Annotated in this window: 14 protein-coding genes; 9 read left to right on the top strand and 5 right to left on the bottom strand. The window is 35.3% G+C overall.

Annotation, left to right across the window (positions count from 1 at the left end):
* Positions 1 to 74: 74 nt before the first annotated feature.
* Positions 75 to 2,525 carry a type I DNA topoisomerase gene (topA, locus tag ABWU28_RS03365; RefSeq protein ID WP_353275641.1) on the bottom strand — a complete coding sequence of 817 codons (2,451 nt, stop codon included), beginning with the start codon at positions 2,523 to 2,525 and terminating at the stop codon, positions 75 to 77.
* Between the two features lie 649 nt (positions 2,526 to 3,174).
* Between topA and ABWU28_RS03360 the strand changes: the two genes are divergently transcribed.
* From ABWU28_RS03360 to ABWU28_RS03350, 3 genes are all read left to right on the top strand, one after another.
* Positions 3,175 to 4,446 (top strand): MFS transporter, encoded by a 1,272-nt coding sequence (locus tag ABWU28_RS03360; protein WP_353275639.1) that lies wholly within the window; start codon positions 3,175 to 3,177, stop codon positions 4,444 to 4,446.
* A gap of 66 nt (positions 4,447 to 4,512) precedes the next feature.
* The gene (radA, locus tag ABWU28_RS03355) at positions 4,513 to 5,856 is read left to right on the top strand and encodes a DNA repair protein RadA (RefSeq protein WP_010404970.1); all 1,344 of its coding nucleotides are present in this window, start codon (positions 4,513 to 4,515) and stop codon (positions 5,854 to 5,856) included.
* Between the two features lie 190 nt (positions 5,857 to 6,046).
* Positions 6,047 to 7,003 carry an IS5 family transposase gene (locus ABWU28_RS03350; RefSeq protein WP_213863789.1) on the top strand — a complete coding sequence of 319 codons (957 nt, stop codon included), beginning with the start codon at positions 6,047 to 6,049 and terminating at the stop codon, positions 7,001 to 7,003.
* A gap of 1,306 nt (positions 7,004 to 8,309) precedes the next feature.
* Here the strand turns inward: ABWU28_RS03350 and ftsY are convergent.
* Positions 8,310 to 9,221, bottom strand: a complete 912-nt coding sequence (gene ftsY, locus ABWU28_RS03345) for a signal recognition particle-docking protein FtsY (RefSeq protein WP_353275637.1) — start codon at positions 9,219 to 9,221, stop codon at positions 8,310 to 8,312.
* A gap of 177 nt (positions 9,222 to 9,398) precedes the next feature.
* On the opposite strand from ftsY, the gene iscU reads away from it, so the two are divergent.
* From iscU to ABWU28_RS03325, 4 genes are read left to right on the top strand one after another with little or no spacing between them, the layout of a single operon-like run.
* A complete protein-coding gene (iscU, locus tag ABWU28_RS03340; protein ID WP_007302620.1) occupies positions 9,399 to 9,782 on the top strand; it encodes a Fe-S cluster assembly scaffold IscU in 384 nt (127 codons plus the stop codon).
* Between the two features lie 5 nt (positions 9,783 to 9,787).
* Positions 9,788 to 10,174, top strand: a complete 387-nt coding sequence (locus tag ABWU28_RS03335) for a HesB/IscA family protein (protein ID WP_006012614.1) — start codon at positions 9,788 to 9,790, stop codon at positions 10,172 to 10,174.
* Positions 10,167 to 10,625 carry an iron-sulfur cluster co-chaperone HscB C-terminal domain-containing protein gene (locus tag ABWU28_RS03330; RefSeq protein ID WP_214303510.1) on the top strand — a complete coding sequence of 153 codons (459 nt, stop codon included), beginning with the start codon at positions 10,167 to 10,169 and terminating at the stop codon, positions 10,623 to 10,625. Before ABWU28_RS03335 ends, ABWU28_RS03330 begins: the two co-directional genes overlap by 8 nt.
* Positions 10,603 to 12,498 carry an Hsp70 family protein gene (locus ABWU28_RS03325; protein ID WP_265025071.1) on the top strand — a complete coding sequence of 632 codons (1,896 nt, stop codon included), beginning with the start codon at positions 10,603 to 10,605 and terminating at the stop codon, positions 12,496 to 12,498. The genes ABWU28_RS03330 and ABWU28_RS03325 overlap by 23 nt, the downstream gene beginning before the upstream one ends.
* Before the next feature lie 3 nt (positions 12,499 to 12,501).
* Here the strand turns inward: ABWU28_RS03325 and lepB are convergent, their stop codons facing one another.
* Positions 12,502 to 13,287 carry a signal peptidase I gene (lepB, locus tag ABWU28_RS03320; RefSeq protein ID WP_353275634.1) on the bottom strand — a complete coding sequence of 262 codons (786 nt, stop codon included), beginning with the start codon at positions 13,285 to 13,287 and terminating at the stop codon, positions 12,502 to 12,504.
* 199 nt (positions 13,288 to 13,486) lie between these two features.
* Between lepB and ABWU28_RS03315 the strand changes: the two genes are divergently transcribed.
* The gene (locus ABWU28_RS03315; protein ID WP_007302624.1) at positions 13,487 to 13,843 is read left to right on the top strand and encodes a TrbC/VirB2 family protein; all 357 of its coding nucleotides are present in this window, start codon (positions 13,487 to 13,489) and stop codon (positions 13,841 to 13,843) included.
* A gap of 2 nt (positions 13,844 to 13,845) precedes the next feature.
* Here ABWU28_RS03315 and ABWU28_RS03310 read toward each other — a convergent pair whose 3' ends face one another.
* Both ABWU28_RS03310 and ABWU28_RS03305 read right to left on the bottom strand, forming a co-directional pair.
* Positions 13,846 to 14,844: a pyruvate dehydrogenase complex E1 component subunit beta gene (locus ABWU28_RS03310; RefSeq protein ID WP_353275632.1), complete on the bottom strand. Its 999-nt coding sequence runs from the start codon at positions 14,842 to 14,844 to the stop codon at positions 13,846 to 13,848.
* Between the two features lie 60 nt (positions 14,845 to 14,904).
* Positions 14,905 to 16,236, bottom strand: coding sequence for an ankyrin repeat domain-containing protein (locus ABWU28_RS03305; RefSeq protein ID WP_264376763.1), 1,332 nt, complete (start codon positions 16,234 to 16,236; stop codon positions 14,905 to 14,907).
* A 325-nt stretch (positions 16,237 to 16,561) separates the two neighbouring features.
* On the opposite strand from ABWU28_RS03305, the gene uvrA reads away from it, so the two are divergent.
* Positions 16,562 to 19,375: an excinuclease ABC subunit UvrA gene (uvrA, locus tag ABWU28_RS03300; RefSeq protein ID WP_019236961.1), complete on the top strand. Its 2,814-nt coding sequence runs from the start codon at positions 16,562 to 16,564 to the stop codon at positions 19,373 to 19,375.
* The last annotated feature ends 40 nt before the right edge of the window (positions 19,376 to 19,415 follow it).

The following is a 19,415-nucleotide window of genomic DNA, read 5'->3' as shown; positions in this document are numbered from 1 at the left end:
CTTTTTTTCTCAGTTCCAGCGTGTAGGGCTGGAACAACAATAAAGAACATATAAAGAATGGTTATGCAAGAAGTCTACTTTTTATTCTTAATTAACTCTAAAGCCTTCTTCAGATCTATACTTTCAATATCTGCATTCTTGCCCAAAGCAACGTTTGTTTTACCGCATTTTATATAGAATCCGTACCTACCGTTGCAGATAAAAACTTCTTTTCCCTTTTCATTAAAACCAAGAGATTTTAGCTCTTTGCGTGGGCTGCTCTCAATAATTTGTATAGCTTCGTTTAATTGTGTGTCTAATACCTCCTTAGAGCTTTTTTTAAGAGAAAAGTATCGACCATCATAGAGAATATAGTACCCAAATCGTCCAAGACCTATTTTTACTTCCTTTCCAGTTTCTGGGTGTTCTCCGATTATTTTCGGCAGGGAAAGTAATCGAGTGGCGGTATTTAGATCAATATCATTAACATTTATATCTTTTGGTACAGAAATCTTTTTTTTCTTTTCTGACTCACTATTAAACTCCAGATAAAGTCCAAAAGGACCTTTTTTGATCATTATCTCTTGGCCTGTCACATCATCTATACCCAAACTTTTTGGATATTCTGAATTGTCATTACTGCCCGTAATTTCTTTTGTATGATTGCATGCAGGATAGTTAGAACATCCAAGAAACACACCGGCTTTTCCAAAATTTAATTTCAATATACCACCAGAGCAATTAGGACATTTTTTACCTATTTCTTCCTTTCCTTCCTCTGAGCAAAACCAATTGACTACCAAATCATGAATACCACTAAAAATCTCATCATGTGTCATTTGCTTAACAGAATTTACATGATTAAAAAATGGCACCCAAAAATAGCCTAGTTCTTTTTTCCAATCTGCATGTCCATTTGAGATTGAATCAAGCCTTTCTTCCATTTGTGCTGTAAAGTCATACTCTACACAACGCTGAAAAAAAGTTTCCAAAAATATAGTCACGATCTTACCGCGGCTGCTTGGAATAAATCTTTTGTTATCCAATGAAACATATTCACGATCTTGTAATACCGAAATAATTGTTGCATAAGTTGATGGGCGACCTATACCGACTTCTTCCATTTTTTTTACTATACTCGCTTCACTATAACGAGGTGGCGGTTGAGTAAAATGCTGTTTCGGATCAACAGAAATCAACTTGCACGCTTCCTCTTCCTTCATGGCAGGTAGCAGGCCTTCATTTTCGGCTTCTATGTTATCTTGATAAACTTTATAAAAACCATCAAAGAATATACTTGATCCACTTGCTCGCAGAATCACTTTCTGGTCAATAGAACTAATTTCAACTACCACTTGATCAAGAATCGCCGATTCCATTTGACTTGCGATGGTTCTTTTCCAGATTAAATCGTATAATTTAAATTGCTCTGGCGTTAAGTAATCCTTAATACTACCCGGTGTTCTATTAATATCAGTTGGCCGGATTGCTTCATGTGCTTCTTGAGCATTTTTGACCTTTTTTACATATTTACGAGGAGAATGCGGTAAATATTTATCACCATATAATGACTTAATTGATCCCCTGATTGAGTTTATAGCCTCATCTGCAATATGAAACCCATCTGTACGCATGTAAGTTATCAACCCTACGGTTTCACCACCAATATTGATACCTTCATATAAATTTTGCGCTACTCGCATAACATTTTTCACATTAAAATACAGTTTATTCACTGCATCTTGCTGAAGACTTGAGGTGATAAATGGAGGAAGCGGGTTTCTCTTAACTTGCTTGCGTTCTACTGTGCTTACAGCATACTGCCTTGACTCGATCTCCCTGACTAAGTTCTTTGCCTCTTCTTCATTCTTAATATCAAATTTTTCTAGCTTTTTATTGTCATAGTGGCTTAGCATAGCAAAAAAAGCCTCATCTTTGCTATTTTGCATTTCTGCCTTTATGCTCCAATACTCCTGTGTTATAAATTTACTAATTTCATCTTCTCGTTCGCATATAAGCTTTAATGCAACAGACTGCACTCGCCCTGCAGATTTGCTTCCCGACAATTTTGTCCACAGCAGCGGTGACAAGCTAAATCCAACTAGATAATCCAAAGCTCTGCGTGCTTGCTGTGCACGCACTAAGTCCATATTAATTTCACGTGGATTTTTTATAGCTTCTTGCACTGCTCTTTTTGTTATTTCGTTAAAGACTACTCTATGAATGTTACTTTCATCATTGATTGCTTTTCTTTCCTTTAGTGCCTCTATCACATTCCAAGCTATTGCTTCCCCTTCTCTGTCTGGATCTGTTGCAAGGTATATATCTGATGTTTTACTAGCTTCCTTGACTAACTCTTTTACATACTTTTCTGCTTTTTCAATAATCTCATACTTCATGGCAAAGTCATTATCAGGATCAACAGAACCATTCTTCGCTGGCAGATCTCTGACGTGGCCAAAAGATGCAGCCACTTTGAATTCTTTACTCAAATATTTACCTATCGTCTTTGCCTTTGCTGGCGACTCAACTATTAATAATGCCATAATTATTAGTACTTAAAGGTAATATGTTGAAATATATAGAATAAAAAGTAAAAAAATATTTTAATGGTCTTTCCAATTTTTCTAAGTAATTGTTTGATGTTCGCAAAAAAACTAATGAAAGAACCTGCTTTATAAATTTTTTCAACTCCCTTACCATAAGGATAACGCTATACTATTTATCTTCGTCTGTGGAGATTAAACGACAAAAGCATAACGCAGTTGTCGTCTTATTTTTAATTTTTTGCACTATGTGCATCTTATTTCTTTACAAAACTTCCAGTTTTTTAACCATATAAGCTGAAACGGGCTGTTTAAGACAGGCCAATTTTCAGGAGTCACAACTAGCTAATAGGGGGGTTCTTTTGTCTTTTTTCTACTTGGTAAATTTCTTGATGTTTGTAGCTAAAGTAATTTAAGAGAGGTGTCATCCCAGTGTCGGAGCACTGGGATGACAAGAAAAGGAGTACTGGAATGACACATTCCACCATGTCATTCCAGCGGATGACCAGATTTTTTTATTTGATCCCAGACTGGCTGGTTATGCAAGTTCCAATTTTAATAATATTTACATATAAGCCATACGCTTGGGTTGCAAAGTTCTAAAAAGCAGCCAAAATAAAAATAAGTAGACATTTACAAATTAAACTAAGTGTACAATCAACAAACAAGAGTATTGATTGCAACAATACTCTGTAGAATCGCAATATGGTATGACCATATGCTCTTTATTGATCTGGTTAATATAATTAGTAGAGAATTTTGTTATGCAAAAGATATCTACTACAGCATATTGCAATTGTTTGGAATTGCAGGAATGGGTGCAATGGTAAGACCACTTGGTGCATCTGTATTTGGTCATATTGGTGATAGGTATGGAAGGAGAATGGCGTTAACGATTGCTATCTTGCTAATATCGATTCCTTCTAGTCTCGTTGCGTTTATTCCAAGTTATAGTAAAATAGGAATAGCCTCTACTATGTTGCTTCTTACAATCCATCTGATACAAGGGGTTGCACTTGGCGCTGAGCAAGGAGGTAGCTCTGTTTATCTCATAGAGCATTTACCTAATAAGAAAAAACTAGGAATGTTTTTTGGAATAATAAGTTTTGGTCGCTCCATTGGCATATTGCTCTCTGTGGTTGCAGTGATCATTTGTAAAAAAACCACTGATTTTAACGCTTGGGGTTGGAGGCTGCCGTTTATTTTTTCAGCCATTTTAGGATTAATAAGCGCATATAGTATATATACACTAGGAGAAACTCCAGCGTATGAAAAAAATCGAGAACAAAGAAATTTACCTAATTTACCAATAATAGAGCTTACAAAACGCTATAAGAGAGCCCTGATACTTGCCATTTTAATATCTGTACCTGTTAATGTTGCTGTTGGATTTACCATATTTCTTAGAACAATTGCAAAAGAAATAGTGTCTGTTGAAACTTATGTAACAACGTATGTCAACGAAGTTGTACTCATTATAACCAGTATATTAATGCCGATATCTTCAATAGTGCTTGGAATTTTAGCTGATAAAACAGGAAGAGAACGCACTGCAATCTTATTTATAGTGATAACAATGGTATTATGTTGTCCTATGTTATCTATTGCATATTACTATAAAAGCTATCTTATAATCATGTTGAGTGTTATGGCTCTTTCTATAATCGAGAGGGGTATTAATCCTATAGGGATAGTTACTGCTGAGCTTTTTCCTACTAATGTTAGATTTAGTGGTGTGAGTTTATCACGTAACATTTCTTATGCCCTGCATGGTGGATTTACTCCTATGATATGCACTGGGTTTACTATAATGTTTCCTAAAATAGACTTTGCTGCTGGGCTTTATGTAATTTTTTGCTTATTAGTCAGCTTAGTAGCAATATTGCAAATAAAACCACAAGATAAAAAGTGTGATTGGTAATTTTCTCTATTTAAATTTATTTCACTTATTTAGCTAATTTTTATTACAATTATAATTTTGGCTTTTATGAAAACTGCATACGTATGTCAATTCTGCGGTCATAGCACTGGAAGGTGGGTAGGAAGGTGTATTGCATGTGACAGTTGGGATACGGTTGTCGAAGAAATAGTACTAAAAACAGAAACGAGAAGTACATCTGCACCAATTTCAATAAAAGCGTTATCAGATAGTGAAATTATTACCCCCGATCGTTTTTTAACAGGAATAGAAGAGTTAGATAGAGTTTTTGGTGGAGGTATCGTTCAAGGTGCTAGCATTTTAATTGGTGGTGAACCTGGAATTGGAAAATCTACTCTTTTGCTTAGGATTGCAGCTAATGTTGTACAACTTTCCTCTTTTGAATGTCTTTATGTATCTGGCGAGGAATCTTTAGAGCAAGTGAGCCTCAGAGCAAAGCGTCTTAAGATAAATGAACCTAAAATTAAGCTTTTATCTACAGTATCTTTAACTGATGTAGTAGCAACAATAAGGAAAAATAAAAGTATTAAGTTCTTGATAATTGATTCTATACAAACTATGTATGATAGCAAAGTCACATCAGCACCAGGAACTGTAACTCAAGTCCGTACCTGCGCTCATGAATTGACTGTTCTTGCAAAGCAATATGGTGTTTCTCTCTTAATAGTTGGCCATATAACGAAAGATGGACAAATAGCGGGACCTAAAACCCTGGAGCATATGGTAGATACAGTACTATATTTTGAGGGTGAAAATAGTAATCAATATCGCATTTTACGTACTATTAAAAATAGATTTGGCCCTGCAAATGAAATTGGTGTTTTTGAGATGTCTAAAGCAGGACTCATGCCTGTTGATAATCCATCATCATTATTCTTGACCGTACATGATAGAGAAGTAGTTGGCAGCGCCGTATTTGCAGGAGTTGAAGGCTCAAGACCAATCTTAATGGAAGTGCAAGCATTAATAGCAAGGACTAATATGGCAACTCCAAGAAGAGCAGTAGTTGGTTGGGATATTAATAGATTAGCTATGATAATCGCGGTTCTAAGTGCTCGTTGTAAAATGTTTTTGCATGATAAAGAAGTATACCTAAACATTGCGGGAGGACTCAAAATACAGGAACCATCAGCTGATCTTGCTGTTGCTGCTTCTCTTATTTCAAGTTTAGTAAATTTACCGCTACCAACTTCTTCAATAATCTGCGGTGAGGTTGCACTTTCAGGAGAAATTAGAAATGTTTCGCATGCTGATCTCAGGCTAAGGGAAGCACAAAAATTAGGGTTTAAAAAAGCGATTATGCCTAAAAATGGCAATTATTCTTCTCATGATATTGAGATAATTAAGCTTGGTCATATAAAAGAGTTAAAAGAGATCTTCAATCACAATTAAATATTATCTGCATGAACATTTTGCTTGTGAGAAGGATGTCATCCCAGCTTCCATAATGTCATTCAAGTAGCTGACACTGGCTTCTTTTTTTCTGGATTCCAGCGGGCTTTGTTGCACCACTCAAGGAAAGAACAGGCAGTTACTGATGGAATTTGTTATAAAATAGATATTTAGCCGACAAAGGAAAAATATGCCAATAAGAATGAAAGTCAGTAACTGCAATGAATATAACAAATTTCTTCAAGAAAGGGGAAATGTTTTTCATTATATCAACGATGCCATTGAAAATTGGTACGAAAATAGTCCAAAAGTAGCAGGTGGCAACAATGTCTACAGCGACAAAGTAGTGATTCTAATTCACATAATAACCTATCTATTCAGGATTGGTCTTAGGCAAACAGTGGGATTTATAGAGAAATATCTTGAGCAAATAGGGAAAATTTTGCAAATTATCAGCTATTCGCAGGCTTCAAGAAGGTTTAAAAAGCTTAATATCAAAATCAACGACTGCAGAGTTGATAAGAACGATATGGAAGATATTGAAATTGCTATAGATAGTACAGGTATCAGCATCTACAATAATATTCCAGGCCATAGTAAGGCAAATGGTACAGATAGAAAGTATCGCCGCTATGAGCAAACAAGAAAGCTACATGTAATGCTAGAGATAGGTAGTAAAAAAGTTATAGCTGCAAAATACAGTAGTGGAGTTTATTCCGACCACTATGGAGCCTGTGATCTTATTGAAAGAGTGGATACCAAGTATAACATAAGCACGATATATGCAGATAGGGCATATAATCGAAAGAAGTTATACAAACTGTGCGATGAGCTTGACATAAAGACAAGGATTCCTCCGCAAAATAATGCAGTAGAGCATCCAAAGTTGGATTATATGAATGAGAGAAATTCTACAATCAAGCTCATAAAGTCATATGATGAAGATGGTATGAAGAGGTGGAAAAAAGAGATAAATTATTGGAAGAGATCTTATATAGAAAGTTTTTTCTCGCGACTGAAGCAAATATTTGGATTTAGTTTTAGGAATAAATCTGAGATTAATCGTGAGAAGGAACTGCTACTCAAGTGTTATTTGCTTAACAAATTTACTGAAATAGGCATGGCTAAGTTTGATATAGCTTCATGAATTTATTATACATTACCCACTATCCGAAGAGCTGTGCAACAAAGCCATTCCAGCGTCACGCGCTGGAATGACACTATCATACCTGCTTGAAATATGGGTGTCATTCAAATTGTCCTCCGTTGTCATGCCAGTGCCCAGACACTGGCATCCAGTCTTTTCGTCATCAAAAACATTGTAAAGTGTTTAGCTGGATTCCAGTTGGCTTTGTTGCATCGCTACCTATGAAAGGCTAACTATACAAGCAACTTATTGAAAATCTTATTTTTTTGCAGTCAATCTGATCAAATTTAAGAATAGTAATTTATTGTTTGTATTAGTAAATTTAATTCTACTTAAAATAGCTAAAGCATTGAAATTCTTGAATTTTAGCTAGATTAGTGAATGGTAGTAAAATTTCTTTTACTCAAATTTAGATATTCACTGACCGTCCTTACTATAAATGCTAGAATAATAAGCTACTGATATTCTTCATCTTTTTTATCTTTAATCCGCCGTAGATAGCGATGCAACAAAGCCATTCCAGTTTCACGCACTGACCATTTGCTGTTTTTACTCATAACTACCTTGTCTGGACGAATACGAAAACAAGTAGCTAATTATCGCATAAAAAAAAGAAGATGTAGAATATCTTCTTTTTTGTGATTAAAGATACATTAAATCTTGATTGTGTATTTCCTCTGCTATAAGCAATAATTTTTCGCTCTCATCAAAGAGACTTTTTGCGCTAGCTGCTAATTTCTCACTAATTTGTGGTAGACATTGTCATAATATACTCCTTAAATTTTTAAAATATATTTATGTTGGTATACAAGTATCAATATTACATTAATATAGTAATTTTTTAGGCATGAGTGACAAGCTGAAGTGGTTTTTAATTACTCAAAAAACAGAAACGTTTCTATTTCCTACACTTTCTAAAACCATAGGTACCAGTTGGTTTTTAGCTAAAGTAAAGGTCAAGTATCTGGAATTCTGGACATAAAATCCTCCTGTGTAAAAAAGAGTTAGAAAAAAAATGCAGTGCACATACGACAGATATACACTGAAGAATACATTTTTTAATAAGTTTGATTAAAAAGTCTGCAGACTAAAGATAGATTTTGAGCTCTTAAAATATCTCTATTTGTAATTATAATGAGATTGAAAATATGCGGAAGTAATTTTTATACGTTAACGGCTCACCCAACCCACTTGCAATCTGGATCCCAGACTGGGATGGCAAGAAAAGGTTACTCGGATAGGAAGTACTGGAATGACACCATCTAAAAATTGAAGCTTGGTCATATGAAAAAGTTAAAGGAAATCTTCAATCACATTTAAACAGCGCTTCAGCAAACTCTTTGCCAGTAAATTCCCTCAGGTCTTCTATACTTTCACCAATTCCTATAGCGTGTAATTTTACCTTATAAGCTTCTGCAAGCCCAATCACTACTCCACCTTTGGCAGTACCATCTAGCTTTGTTACAATTAACCCGGTAACACCAACCATTTTACTAAAGGCCTCTAATTGGCTATAAGCATTTTGGCCAGTAGTTCCATCAAGAACTAAAATAACATCATGAGGAGCAGTATCATCCAATTTCTTTATCGTTCTATGTATTTTTGACAGCTCTTGCATGAGATTTACATTGTTTTGTAGCCTTCCTGCTGTATCAATTAAAACAACATCAACGCTATCTTTTATCGCTTGACTTACAGCTCTATATGCCACACTTGCAGAATCGCTACCGTGCTCTCCAGTAACAATAGAGCAATCAGAACGTTCTGCCCAAATATTTAGTTGCTCACTCGCAGCAGCTCTGAATGTGTCGCACGCAACAAGCATAACGGATTTCCCTTTTTCCTTATATTTATAGGCAAGTTTACCTATAGTTGTAGTTTTTCCATTACCATTCACTCCGCACACCATTATTATGTGTGGTTTTTTATTCAAAATGAGCGGCTGCACTACAGGGTTTAATATCGACTCTATTTCGCTCATTAACTGCTGTGTGATAACTCTATGCTCAACTTCTGATTCAAATTTGATACTTGCGAGCTTATCAATAAGCAATCTAGAAGTTTTATGACCTATATCCATGCTAATCAGCAGCTCTTCCAGATCATCTAAAAGCGACTGATCTAATTTTTTTTTGCCAGAAAAAATATTTTTTACTCCATCACTAAAACGGGAGGAGGTTTTTAATAGTCCTTGATAAAGATTACTGAATAAACTCAAGAAATACTCCTTCTAAAATTACCATATAAAGAATGACATGCACTATATGTATTTGTAAAGTAAATACACTCGTAACCTATATATTTTGTGAGTAAAATGTACTGCTTGCTAGTGTATTTTACTTTAGTTTTTAACCTAAATATGTTATAATGTAAGTAATGGTTTACGGGTAGTTCTATGAGTTATAATGAGAAAATTTTAGATCATTACGAAAATCCAAGGAATGTTGGTTCTCTGGATAAAAATGATCCAAATGTTGGTACTGGTTTAGTTGGTGCACCATCATGCGGAGATGTAATGAAACTGCAAATAAAGGTCAACGATAAAGGTGTTATTGAAGACGCAAAATTTAAAACTTTTGGTTGTGGTTCTGCTATAGCTTCAAGTTCTTTGCTTACAGAAATGATCAAAGGAAAAACTATTGAGAATGTAACAAAGATAAAGAATACTCAAATAGTGGAAGAATTGTCTTTGCCGCCAGTAAAGATACACTGTTCAGTACTTGCTGAGGATGCTATAAAAGCTGCTATTCATGATTATCAAAATAAACAAAAACATTGAGGAATATGAGTGAATTTCAAGGAGTAAATTCTGTTAAAAAACCTATCACTCTAACTGCAAATGCAGTAGAGAGGGTAAGGTTTTTATTGGACAAAAAGAAGCATGCTAACCTTGAAGAAGCAATAGGAATAAGAGTTCTAATTAAGCAAAAAGGATGCTCTGGTTTAAAATATGATATTGAGTATGCATATGATGTTCGTCCTTTGGAGTCGGTAATTGAAGAAAGCTGCAGTGATGATCAAAAAGTCAAGGTGCTGATCGATCCAAAATCTATCATGTTTATCCTTGGCTCTGAAATGGATTATGTAGAGGAAAAATTCTCATCAGGTTTTATTTTCAAAAATCCTAATGAGAAAGGAAAATGTGGTTGTGGAGAGAGTTTTCATGTCTAGCAACCATTTCACATTATTTGGAATTGAACCGGCTTTTAACATCAGCTTTGATGAGCTGGAGAAAAAATATATTGAGCTAAGCAAAACTGATATAAATGAAAGAGAGTCCAAAAGTATGGAAAATATCAACAAAGCTTATCAGGTACTGAAGTCACCGCTAAAGCGTGCCGAACATTTGTTGGATCTTTTTGACGTAAAAAGCAAAAAAGAGCATCTTGATCCTGAAATATTAAATGAATCAATGGAAATAAGAGAATACTTTCTAGACTGCGATGATTTACAATTTGCAAGTAGGATGATTGATGAAAAGGTAAAAGATTGTACTAAAAACCTAATTAATGCTTTTGCTACAAAAAATTTTGATGAAGTTGCTACGCAAGTTTTTAGATTGAGATATTTATATAAGTCATTTGAGGAGATAAAGGAAAATGCGGCCAGTTCAAATTTCTGAACCAAGTTCAAATGAGGTAGTTTTTGGTATAGATCTTGGAACTACTAACTCTTTAATTGCCATGGTAAATAAAGCTGGCAATGTAGAAATATTTAAAGATGAGCAAGGTCGTGAACTATTACCTTCTGTCATTTCATATGAAAAGGATGTACTAAAAGTAGGCTACGATGTTGGCGAAAACGCTATCTGCTCTATAAAACGCTTAATGGGTAAAAGTGTTAAAGACTTGCATAAAGAAGGTATCAATTGTGAAATAGATAACGAAAGTGAAAAAGTTATTAGGGTAAAATGCTCAGAAGAAAAGTATCTCACTCCTATTGAGATCTCTGCTGAGATACTAAAAACTCTATGCAAGAGGGTAAAAAAATTCACAGGGATGAAAGTTAACAAAGCAGTGATTACTGTACCAGCTTATTTTGATGATTCAGCACGTAACGCAACCAAATATGCAGCAAAATTAGCTGGCATAGATGTTCTTCGCCTCATTAATGAACCAACCGCTGCAGCACTTTCTTACTCCATTGAAAAGAACAATAACAGTGGCATATATGCAGTTTATGACCTCGGTGGTGGAACATTTGACATTTCAATATTAAAATTACATCAAGGAGTGTTTCAAGTTCTTGCAGTTGGTGGTGATACTAAACTTGGTGGTGATGATTTTGATCATCTACTTAGTTTAATCGTGCTTGAAAAGTATAGAGAACAGGTAGGTTTAAATAAAAAATGCTCTAGTGTCATCCCAGTGCTCCGACACTGGGATCCAGAAAGTTTGATTGCAAGTGAACACACCAGAAAGTTATATAATAAGAACTGGATTCCAGTGTCAAGCACTGCACCATCTGATACAACTACCTACAAATTACAACATTCATACACTAAAACTGGTATCTGCAATATACGTGCTATAAAAGAGTACCTAAGTGAAGATACCTCTGGCACTTTTGAATTCAGCATCAATGGTGAATTATTTAAGTGCAAAATTACCAAAGAAGAATTCGAGCAAGCAATCAGTCCTTTGGTTAATAAGACTATAAATATAGTTACTCGTACTATAAGCAACATAGATCTTAAAATCGATGATATAAAAGGGGTAATTTTAGTTGGTGGCGCAACTAGAGTGCCATTAGTGCAAAATTCACTAATCAAACTCTTTGGCAATAAAGTGCTGAATGATGTGGATCCGGACAAAGCAGTTGCCAATGGGGCAGCTTTGCAGGCTCATTATTTAACTTCAAACTCAAAAGATAGGAATATTCTCCTTGATGTGCTGCCTTTATCACTTGGCATAGAAACTATGGGGGGAATAGTTGAAAAAATTATACCAAGAAATACACCACTACCAGTTTCAGAAATAAAAGAGTTTACAACTTACGCTAACGGGCAAACAGCAATGAAAATTCACGTTTGTCAAGGAGAACGTGAAATGATAAAAGATAATAAATCTCTAGCACGATTTGAACTCAAAGGTATACCACAATTGCCTGCAGGTTCTGCAAAAGTTGAAATAGGATTTACAGTTAGCATTGATGGAATATTGACTGTCACTGCAAGAGAAAAAACTACTGGAGTCGAACAGACAGTTAAAATAAATTCAAGCTCTGGCTTAAATGAAGAAGATATTCAAGATATGGTCAATCAGTCAGTAAGTAACTTTGATGAAGACATGAAGGCTCGTTCCCTTGCAGAGGCTAAAATTAACGGTAACAAGCTCATACATCTAGTTGAAAATGTTTCTACTGAGCAAAAGTTAAAAATTTTACTACAGAACGCAAAAGACGCTTTACAGGAAAATGACTTAGACAACATTAATAATGCTATCTCTGAGTTAGAAAACTCTGCTTTAGAATTATGCGAATCAGCAGACAGATAGAGTTCATACAACTTTGTGAAGTACCCTGTCAAATCTCAGAGCAATAGGTAACCTAAAATCAAACGGCAACCAATCAACTTTGCCTAATTTAAACGATAAACCAACCATGCTTACGCGTCCAACTATATTTTCAGTTGGTATTAACCCAATTTCAGAAAACCTGCTATCAAAAGAATTATTTCTATTGTCTCCCATAACAAAAAATTGATCATCAGGCACATAATAAACTGGAGTATTGTATGATAACTTATTAGAAAGATTATCTATTAGAATTTCATGCTCCTTGCCGCTCGGGAGTGTTTCGATGTATCTTGCTATATTACGCTTTGACTCATAATCAAAAAAATTTTCAATTTGTCTTCGTTTTACTTTCTGATCATTTAAATATAACTCCCCCTCTATCATTTGCACTTTATCGCCCGGTATTCCTATTACCCGCTTAACAAATCTAATGCTGTCATTTCTTGTAGGCTTGAAAACTATTATATCACCACGCTCCGGAGGGGTATAAAAGATTCTACCGCTAAAGATGTTTGGAGAAAATGGAAAAGAGTGTTTACTATAACCATATGAATATTTACTAGTAAAAATATAATCTCCCTCAAGTAGAGTGCTTTTCATTGAACCAGAAGGAATATGAAATGGCTCAAATAAAAAACTACGTATTGATAGCGCAATTAGTAGCAAAAAAAACAGTGAAGATAAAAACTTTCTCGTTCTTACTATCCGGTTCTCTCTCAATTCTTTCAATTTTATTTTCTTTATAAATTTAAGCTTATCATAACACATAAAAGTGGTAATGTGAAATTTTACTCATGGGTGTTATTGCTCTTTTTCGAAAGTCGAAATAAGCTCTCAAGTAATTGACAGTGATTGATAACCAATAGACATCATTTGCTATGCAATATTGTATAAATCACAATGCTAGTTTTACTAAAAATTATACTATTTTAGATATAATTATAGTATTTAAACTTAAGGTATAGGGATGAACCCTACAATTAGAAAGGTTTTTTGTATTCTACTTATAGTATTATTTATTTCTTTTTCTCATGTTGGAAGTGCTGCTAACTCTAATGACGATACAACTGCTCAAGTAATATGTAATATTATTGGCTACGTTTGGGGAATAGGTGGACCGCTTATGACCGTAGTGATAATAGGAGCAGCTTTACTTGCAATATTTGGTAGAATGCCGTGGCCTGCTCTTTTCGCCCTCGGTGTATTTTGCGCTGTGTTTTTTGGCGCTAAAACTATTGTCATAAAAGTAATGGGTGGTATAAACTCTACAAATGCCTCTTTTATGGAAGAATGTGGAACGGGAGATAAAAAAAAGAGTCAATAGGACTATTTCTTTCTAAAGCAGACTTGGTGCACAGCTTCAACTATATCTTCCACTTGTGGTAATGCTTTCTTTTCTAGGTTTGCAGCATAAGGTAAGGGGACATCCTTGCCGGTTACCCGTACAACCGGAGCGTCAAGGTAGTCAAATCCTTGTTCCATAATCATGGCTGAGAGTTCTGCTCCTATTCCTGCAAATGGCCAACCTTCTTCTATGCTTACTAATCTATTGGTCTTCTTAATAGAGTTAATAACTGTTTCAGTGTCAAGTGGTCTTAAGGTTCTGAGGTCGATAACTTCAGCTTCTATTCCTTCACTAGAGAGTAAATCTGCCGCATTTAACGCATCCATTAGTTTCAATGAAAAAGCAGTGATAGTTACATCCTTTCCTTCCCGTATAACAGCAGCTTTGCCTATCTCAAGTAGATAATCTTTATTTGATAGCTCAGAGTCAGGAACTTCATGCTCATGTCCATAAGCGATCTCGTTTTCTAGAAATATTACCGGATTAGGGTCACGAATTGCAGCTTTAAGCAGACCTCTGCAATCGGAGGCAAAGTAAGGTGCTATTACTTTCAAACCTGGAACATGCGAATACCAAGATGCAAAGCACTGAGAATGTTGTGCGGCAACTCTTGCTGCAGCTCCATTTGGTCCACGAAATACTATAGGGCATCCAAGTTGTCCACCCGACATATAATTTGTTTTTGCTGCGGAATTCACAATTTGGTCGATAGCCTGCATAGAAAAATTAAAAGTCATAAACTCGACTATTGGCCTCAGTCCAGCAAATGCTGCTCCAACAGCAAGACCAGCAAATCCATGTTCAGTAATGGGTGTATCAACTACCCTATTTTCTCCAAACTCTTTCAGTAATCCTTTCGTTACTTTATAAGCACCATCATACTCTGCAACTTCTTCACCCATGATAAATATATCAGGGTCATTTTGCATTTCTTCTCTGATCGCTGTGCATAAAGCTTCTTTTACACTTAAGATTGCCATTTGTAAACCTGTAGATTTCAACTGAAATAACTATATCAAAATTACCAGGAAGCGCACAAGTTAAGTTTTACAAGCATCATGTTGCACTGAGCATTGAATACTTACTTCTTTTAATTCAGTAGGTTGCGGTGATAGTGCGTATGTAACTCCACCGACTATCAATGAAGACATCACAGAAGTTGCAATCATCAATAGAATTGGTAATTGGAAGGCTATACTAAAGGCAACACCTACTGTCAACATGATTGTAAAGTTTACAGAAGCAATTTTTAAGAAAGACAGTTGTCTTTTTTCTGTTTTTTCTAGTAATACTTTATTTGCTTTGGTTTTGCTTAATTCACTATTAAGTGTTGTATTCTCGTTTTCCAGATCTTTTATTTTTTGCTTTAGTGATTGATTCTCTTTACTGAGCTTATCAACTATTTCTAACCGAGTCTCATGTCCAGCTAAGTCACTCTTTAACTTTTCTAGTTCTTTCTCAACATGTTTTAATTCTTTACCTGGCTTTTCTAACTTCCGAATTTGTCTATCTTGCAGCTGAATTTGAGGTTGCAGACTTTCTAAAATTTGGTCATCAACTTCATTAGCTGTCCCGTCGTGATTTATTTCGGAGCAGAAAGAAGTATCAAATGTAGCCTCAGACTCTAGACCGCTGTCGTCACTACTAACGCTTTCACCAATAGGAGTCTGTTTACCACTACATGTAACACTTCCTCTTTGCGGTGACTCAAATTTTTCTACCATATTCTTAACACCAGCATGTAAGTATTGCTCACTTACTATACTGTCACTACTTTCGCACGTAACAGGAGCCTGTTCACCACTACGTATGGTATTATATTGTTTCACAGAATTTATAACATCTGCTGATATATCAGTTTTTTTCTTATGCTTTGCATAAAAATTTTCTTCTGCTTCCTCTAACATTTGTAATATTGCTTCCTTATTTTCTGTATTGCCTACCACCTCTCTTGGAGTCTTATTTTTGCTTTTTAATGAAGGATTCACTCGATCATCACTTAGTAGTTGTTTTACCATGCTTTCATGTCTACAAGAAGTAGCAATATGCAAAGCAGTTGGCCCATCATTTTTAGAACCATCTTTTACTCGAGCGTTAACACTTGCTTTCTTTTTTAGTAAAAGTTCCACTATTAACATATTGTTGCATGCTGTAGCAAGATGTAACAACGTCCAATCTTCTGCAGCTTCTTCTGAAATTTTTATACTAAATTGATGTTCTTTACTAAAATTTTTACTAAACTTGTTGTACTCTCCTGCATCTTTTCCTTTTAACTCATTCTTTATTTTTTCAAGTAAATTATCTTCATCCAAATCGCTACTTTCACTTACCTCATTTATTATTTCAAAAAACTTCTCCTTCTCTATTACCATAACCTTTCCCTCTAAATTTATTTTTATCGCTGCATAATCTCACAAAAAAGTTAAATTTATCAAAATTCTATATTTTATATAAAATAAAATTTCCTGTTTCCAAAAATTGGTAAGCATGTTTTTGATGAGATTGTAGAAAACATACTTTTATGACACCATTTGTTGTACGAACTAACTTGGCGAAAACAGATGTTTATATAGTTGTATGGCAAAATGTTTTGCACTAGTTGTGCTACTTCGTTTTCCGTAATAGTTGAAAAAATTAGTAGAAAGTTGTTGTAAGTTTATGTATTTTGAGGCTGTAATGGTCAAAGGTACATGAAGTATGATCAGAGTTAAAGGTGCAAGAGAGCATAATTTGCAGGGTATTGATGTCAATATACCAAAAAATAAGTTAGTTGTTATAACTGGACTAAGTGGTTCTGGTAAGTCTAGCCTCGCATTCGATACGATTTATGCAGAAGGCCAACGCCGATACGTCGAAAGTCTATCGGCTTATGCACGTCAATTTCTTAATATTCAAGATAAACCTGACGTTGAATCGATCACAGGCCTCTCTCCTGCAATATCAATTAACCAAAAATCGATCTCAAAAAATCCAAGATCAACTGTTGGAACCGTTACTGAAATTTATGACTATCTACGCTTAATATATGCGCGAATAGGCATTCCTTACTCACCCGCAACTGGATTGCCAATAACGAAACAGACTGTATCTCAAATTGTAGATACTATTACAGCATTACCTTTAGAAACTAAAGTATATATAATTGCTCCTATTGTACGTGGTAGAAAGGGAGAGCATCTAAAAGAGATACTGGAAATTAAAAAGCAGGGTTACGTAAGACTAAAAATAAACGGTGAAATATGTGATATAGATGACTTGCCTAAGCTCGATAAAAACAAGAAACATGATATTTTTGTGATTGCAGATAGAGTGTCCATATCAGATGATATAGGAAATCGACTACCAAGCAGTATAGAATCAGCATTGAGACTTGCCCATGGCTTAATGTATGCAGAAATAGTTAACTTACCTGATAACCACAATTCCGAGTATAAAAATGGTCAAACTTTAACTTTCTCAGAGAATTTTGCATGTCCTGAGTCTGGCTTTACTCTTGAAGAAATAGAGCCAAGATTGTTTTCTTTTAACAGCCCCTACGGTGCATGCAGTTCATGCAATGGGCTCGGTAAAAAGCTAAGTGTTGATGCAAAGCTAATAGTGCCAGATGAAACGCTCTCGATATCTGAAGGTGCTTTAAAGCCAATTGGATCAATATTCCGTCAAGTGCATACAAACTATGGATTGCTAAAAAATGCAATTCTGTCACTGGCTGAAAATTGCAAATTTAGTCTTGATGTTCCGTGGAAGAATATAGACCAAAAAGTGAAGGATTTAATACTTTTTGGCTCTAGAGAAATGAAATTTCAAGGTTTGGTCAGTATCCTAGAACGCCAGATGGATTACGATGCATCACTTATTGATAGGTATTGTTCTGTTACTGACTGCAAAGAATGTGCTGGCTATAGATTGAGAAAAGAAGCACTTACAGTGAAAATTGATGAAAAACACATAGGTGAAATATCAGGGCTCAGCGTCGATGAATCCCTTGATTGGTTTGAAAATTTGCCAGACAAGCTCACAGAACAACATAAGCAAATTTCAAATAAAATATTAAACGAAATAATCAAAAGGCTGACATTTTTAAAGAATGTAGGGCTAAATTACCTTACACTTGACCGTGAATCTAGCACTCTCTCTGGTGGTGAAAGCCAGAGGATCAGGCTTGCTTCGCAAATTGGCTCTGGTTTAACAGGAGTGCTATACGTGCTTGACGAACCCTCAATTGGCCTTCATCAATGTGATAATGATCGATTAATTGCCACACTTAAAAATCTGAGAGACATGGGTAATACTGTGATTGTTGTTGAACATGATGAAGACACAATAATGGCTGCTGATTATGTGATTGATATTGGTCCTGGAGCTGGTGTAAACGGAGGAAAAGTTGTTGCAGAAGGAACACCAGATCAGTTACAAAAAAATTCAGAGAGCATAACAGGACAGTATTTAAGTGGAAAGAAGGAAATTTCAATTTCAAAAAGAAGAAAGCAAACAACTCAGTTCATAAAGGTAGTTAATGCTTGTGAGAACAACTTAAAAAATATAAATGTTGAATTTCCTATAGGGAATTTTATTTGTGTTACTGGAATATCAGGAGGAGGGAAATCAAGTTTAGTGATAGAAACATTATATAAATACTCAGCACACAAGATAAATCATTCATCTGCAAGGCATGGTCAATGCGACAAAATAGAAGGCCTTGAGTATATAGATAAAATTATAGAAGTTGATCAATCGCCAATTGGTAGGACCCCAGCATCAAATCCAGCAACATATGTTGGTATGTTTACTCACATCAGAAATTGGTTTGCAGGTCTCCCAGAGTCGAAGGCACGAGGTTACAATATAGGCCGATTTTCATTTAATACCAGGGGAGGAAGATGTGAAGCTTGTAAAGGTGATGGGCATTTAAAGATCGAGATGCATTTCCTACCGGATGTTTATGTGAAATGTGAGCAATGTAGAGGACAGAGGTATAACCGAGAAACATTGGAAGTTACTTACAAGGGAAAATCAATTTCTGATGTGCTTGATATGACAATAGATCAAGCATGTGACTTTTTTGAAAATCTTCCAATGATAAAGGAAAAGTTGATTTCTTTACAGGAAGTAGGGCTTGGCTATATAACGCTTGGACAGTCGTCAACAACGTTGTCCGGGGGTGAAGCACAACGAATAAAGCTGTCTAAGGAACTATCAAAGCGATTTACCGGGAAAACATTGTATATTCTCGATGAGCCAACAACTGGGTTACATTTTGAAGATGTAAATAATTTACTGAAAATACTCCATAGGCTAGTTGATTTAGGAAATACTGTTATAGTTATTGAGCACAATTTACATGTTATAAAAACTGCTGATTACATAATAGATATTGGTCCAGAGGGTGGAGTAAAAGGTGGCGAAGTGGTTGCTGTAGGAACTCCAGAAAAAGTTGCACAGACTCCAAAAAGCGTTACAGGCAAGTATCTTAAAACATATTTATTGGATCAAGTATCGACTATTTCTTAATAATTAGGTTATGAGGAGCATTTTAAAAGGTATACCTAAC

The organism is Wolbachia endosymbiont (group B) of Pilophorus perplexus (assembly GCF_964028155.1).
Lineage (GTDB): Bacteria > Pseudomonadota > Alphaproteobacteria > Rickettsiales > Anaplasmataceae > Wolbachia.
Note: the sequence above shows the minus strand (reverse complement) of the source record. Positions and strands in the feature narration are given on the sequence as shown.

Coding starts and splice junctions, on each gene's coding strand:
- topA (WP_353275641.1), bottom strand. CDS start 2,525: ATGGCATTATTAATAGTTGAGTCGCCAGCAAAGGCAAAGACGATAGGT.
- radA (WP_010404970.1), top strand. CDS start 4,513: ATGAAAACTGCATACGTATGTCAATTCTGCGGTCATAGCACTGGAAGG.
- ABWU28_RS03350 (WP_213863789.1), top strand. CDS start 6,047: ATGCCAATAAGAATGAAAGTCAGTAACTGCAATGAATATAACAAATTT.
- iscU (WP_007302620.1), top strand. CDS start 9,399: ATGAGTTATAATGAGAAAATTTTAGATCATTACGAAAATCCAAGGAAT.
- ABWU28_RS03335 (WP_006012614.1), top strand. CDS start 9,788: ATGAGTGAATTTCAAGGAGTAAATTCTGTTAAAAAACCTATCACTCTA.
- ABWU28_RS03330 (WP_214303510.1), top strand. CDS start 10,167: ATGTCTAGCAACCATTTCACATTATTTGGAATTGAACCGGCTTTTAAC.
- ABWU28_RS03325 (WP_265025071.1), top strand. CDS start 10,603: ATGCGGCCAGTTCAAATTTCTGAACCAAGTTCAAATGAGGTAGTTTTT.
- lepB (WP_353275634.1), bottom strand. CDS start 13,287: ATGTGTTATGATAAGCTTAAATTTATAAAGAAAATAAAATTGAAAGAA.
- ABWU28_RS03315 (WP_007302624.1), top strand. CDS start 13,487: ATGAACCCTACAATTAGAAAGGTTTTTTGTATTCTACTTATAGTATTA.
- ABWU28_RS03310 (WP_353275632.1), bottom strand. CDS start 14,844: ATGGCAATCTTAAGTGTAAAAGAAGCTTTATGCACAGCGATCAGAGAA.
- ABWU28_RS03305 (WP_264376763.1), bottom strand. CDS start 16,236: ATGGTAATAGAGAAGGAGAAGTTTTTTGAAATAATAAATGAGGTAAGT.
- uvrA (WP_019236961.1), top strand. CDS start 16,562: ATGATCAGAGTTAAAGGTGCAAGAGAGCATAATTTGCAGGGTATTGAT.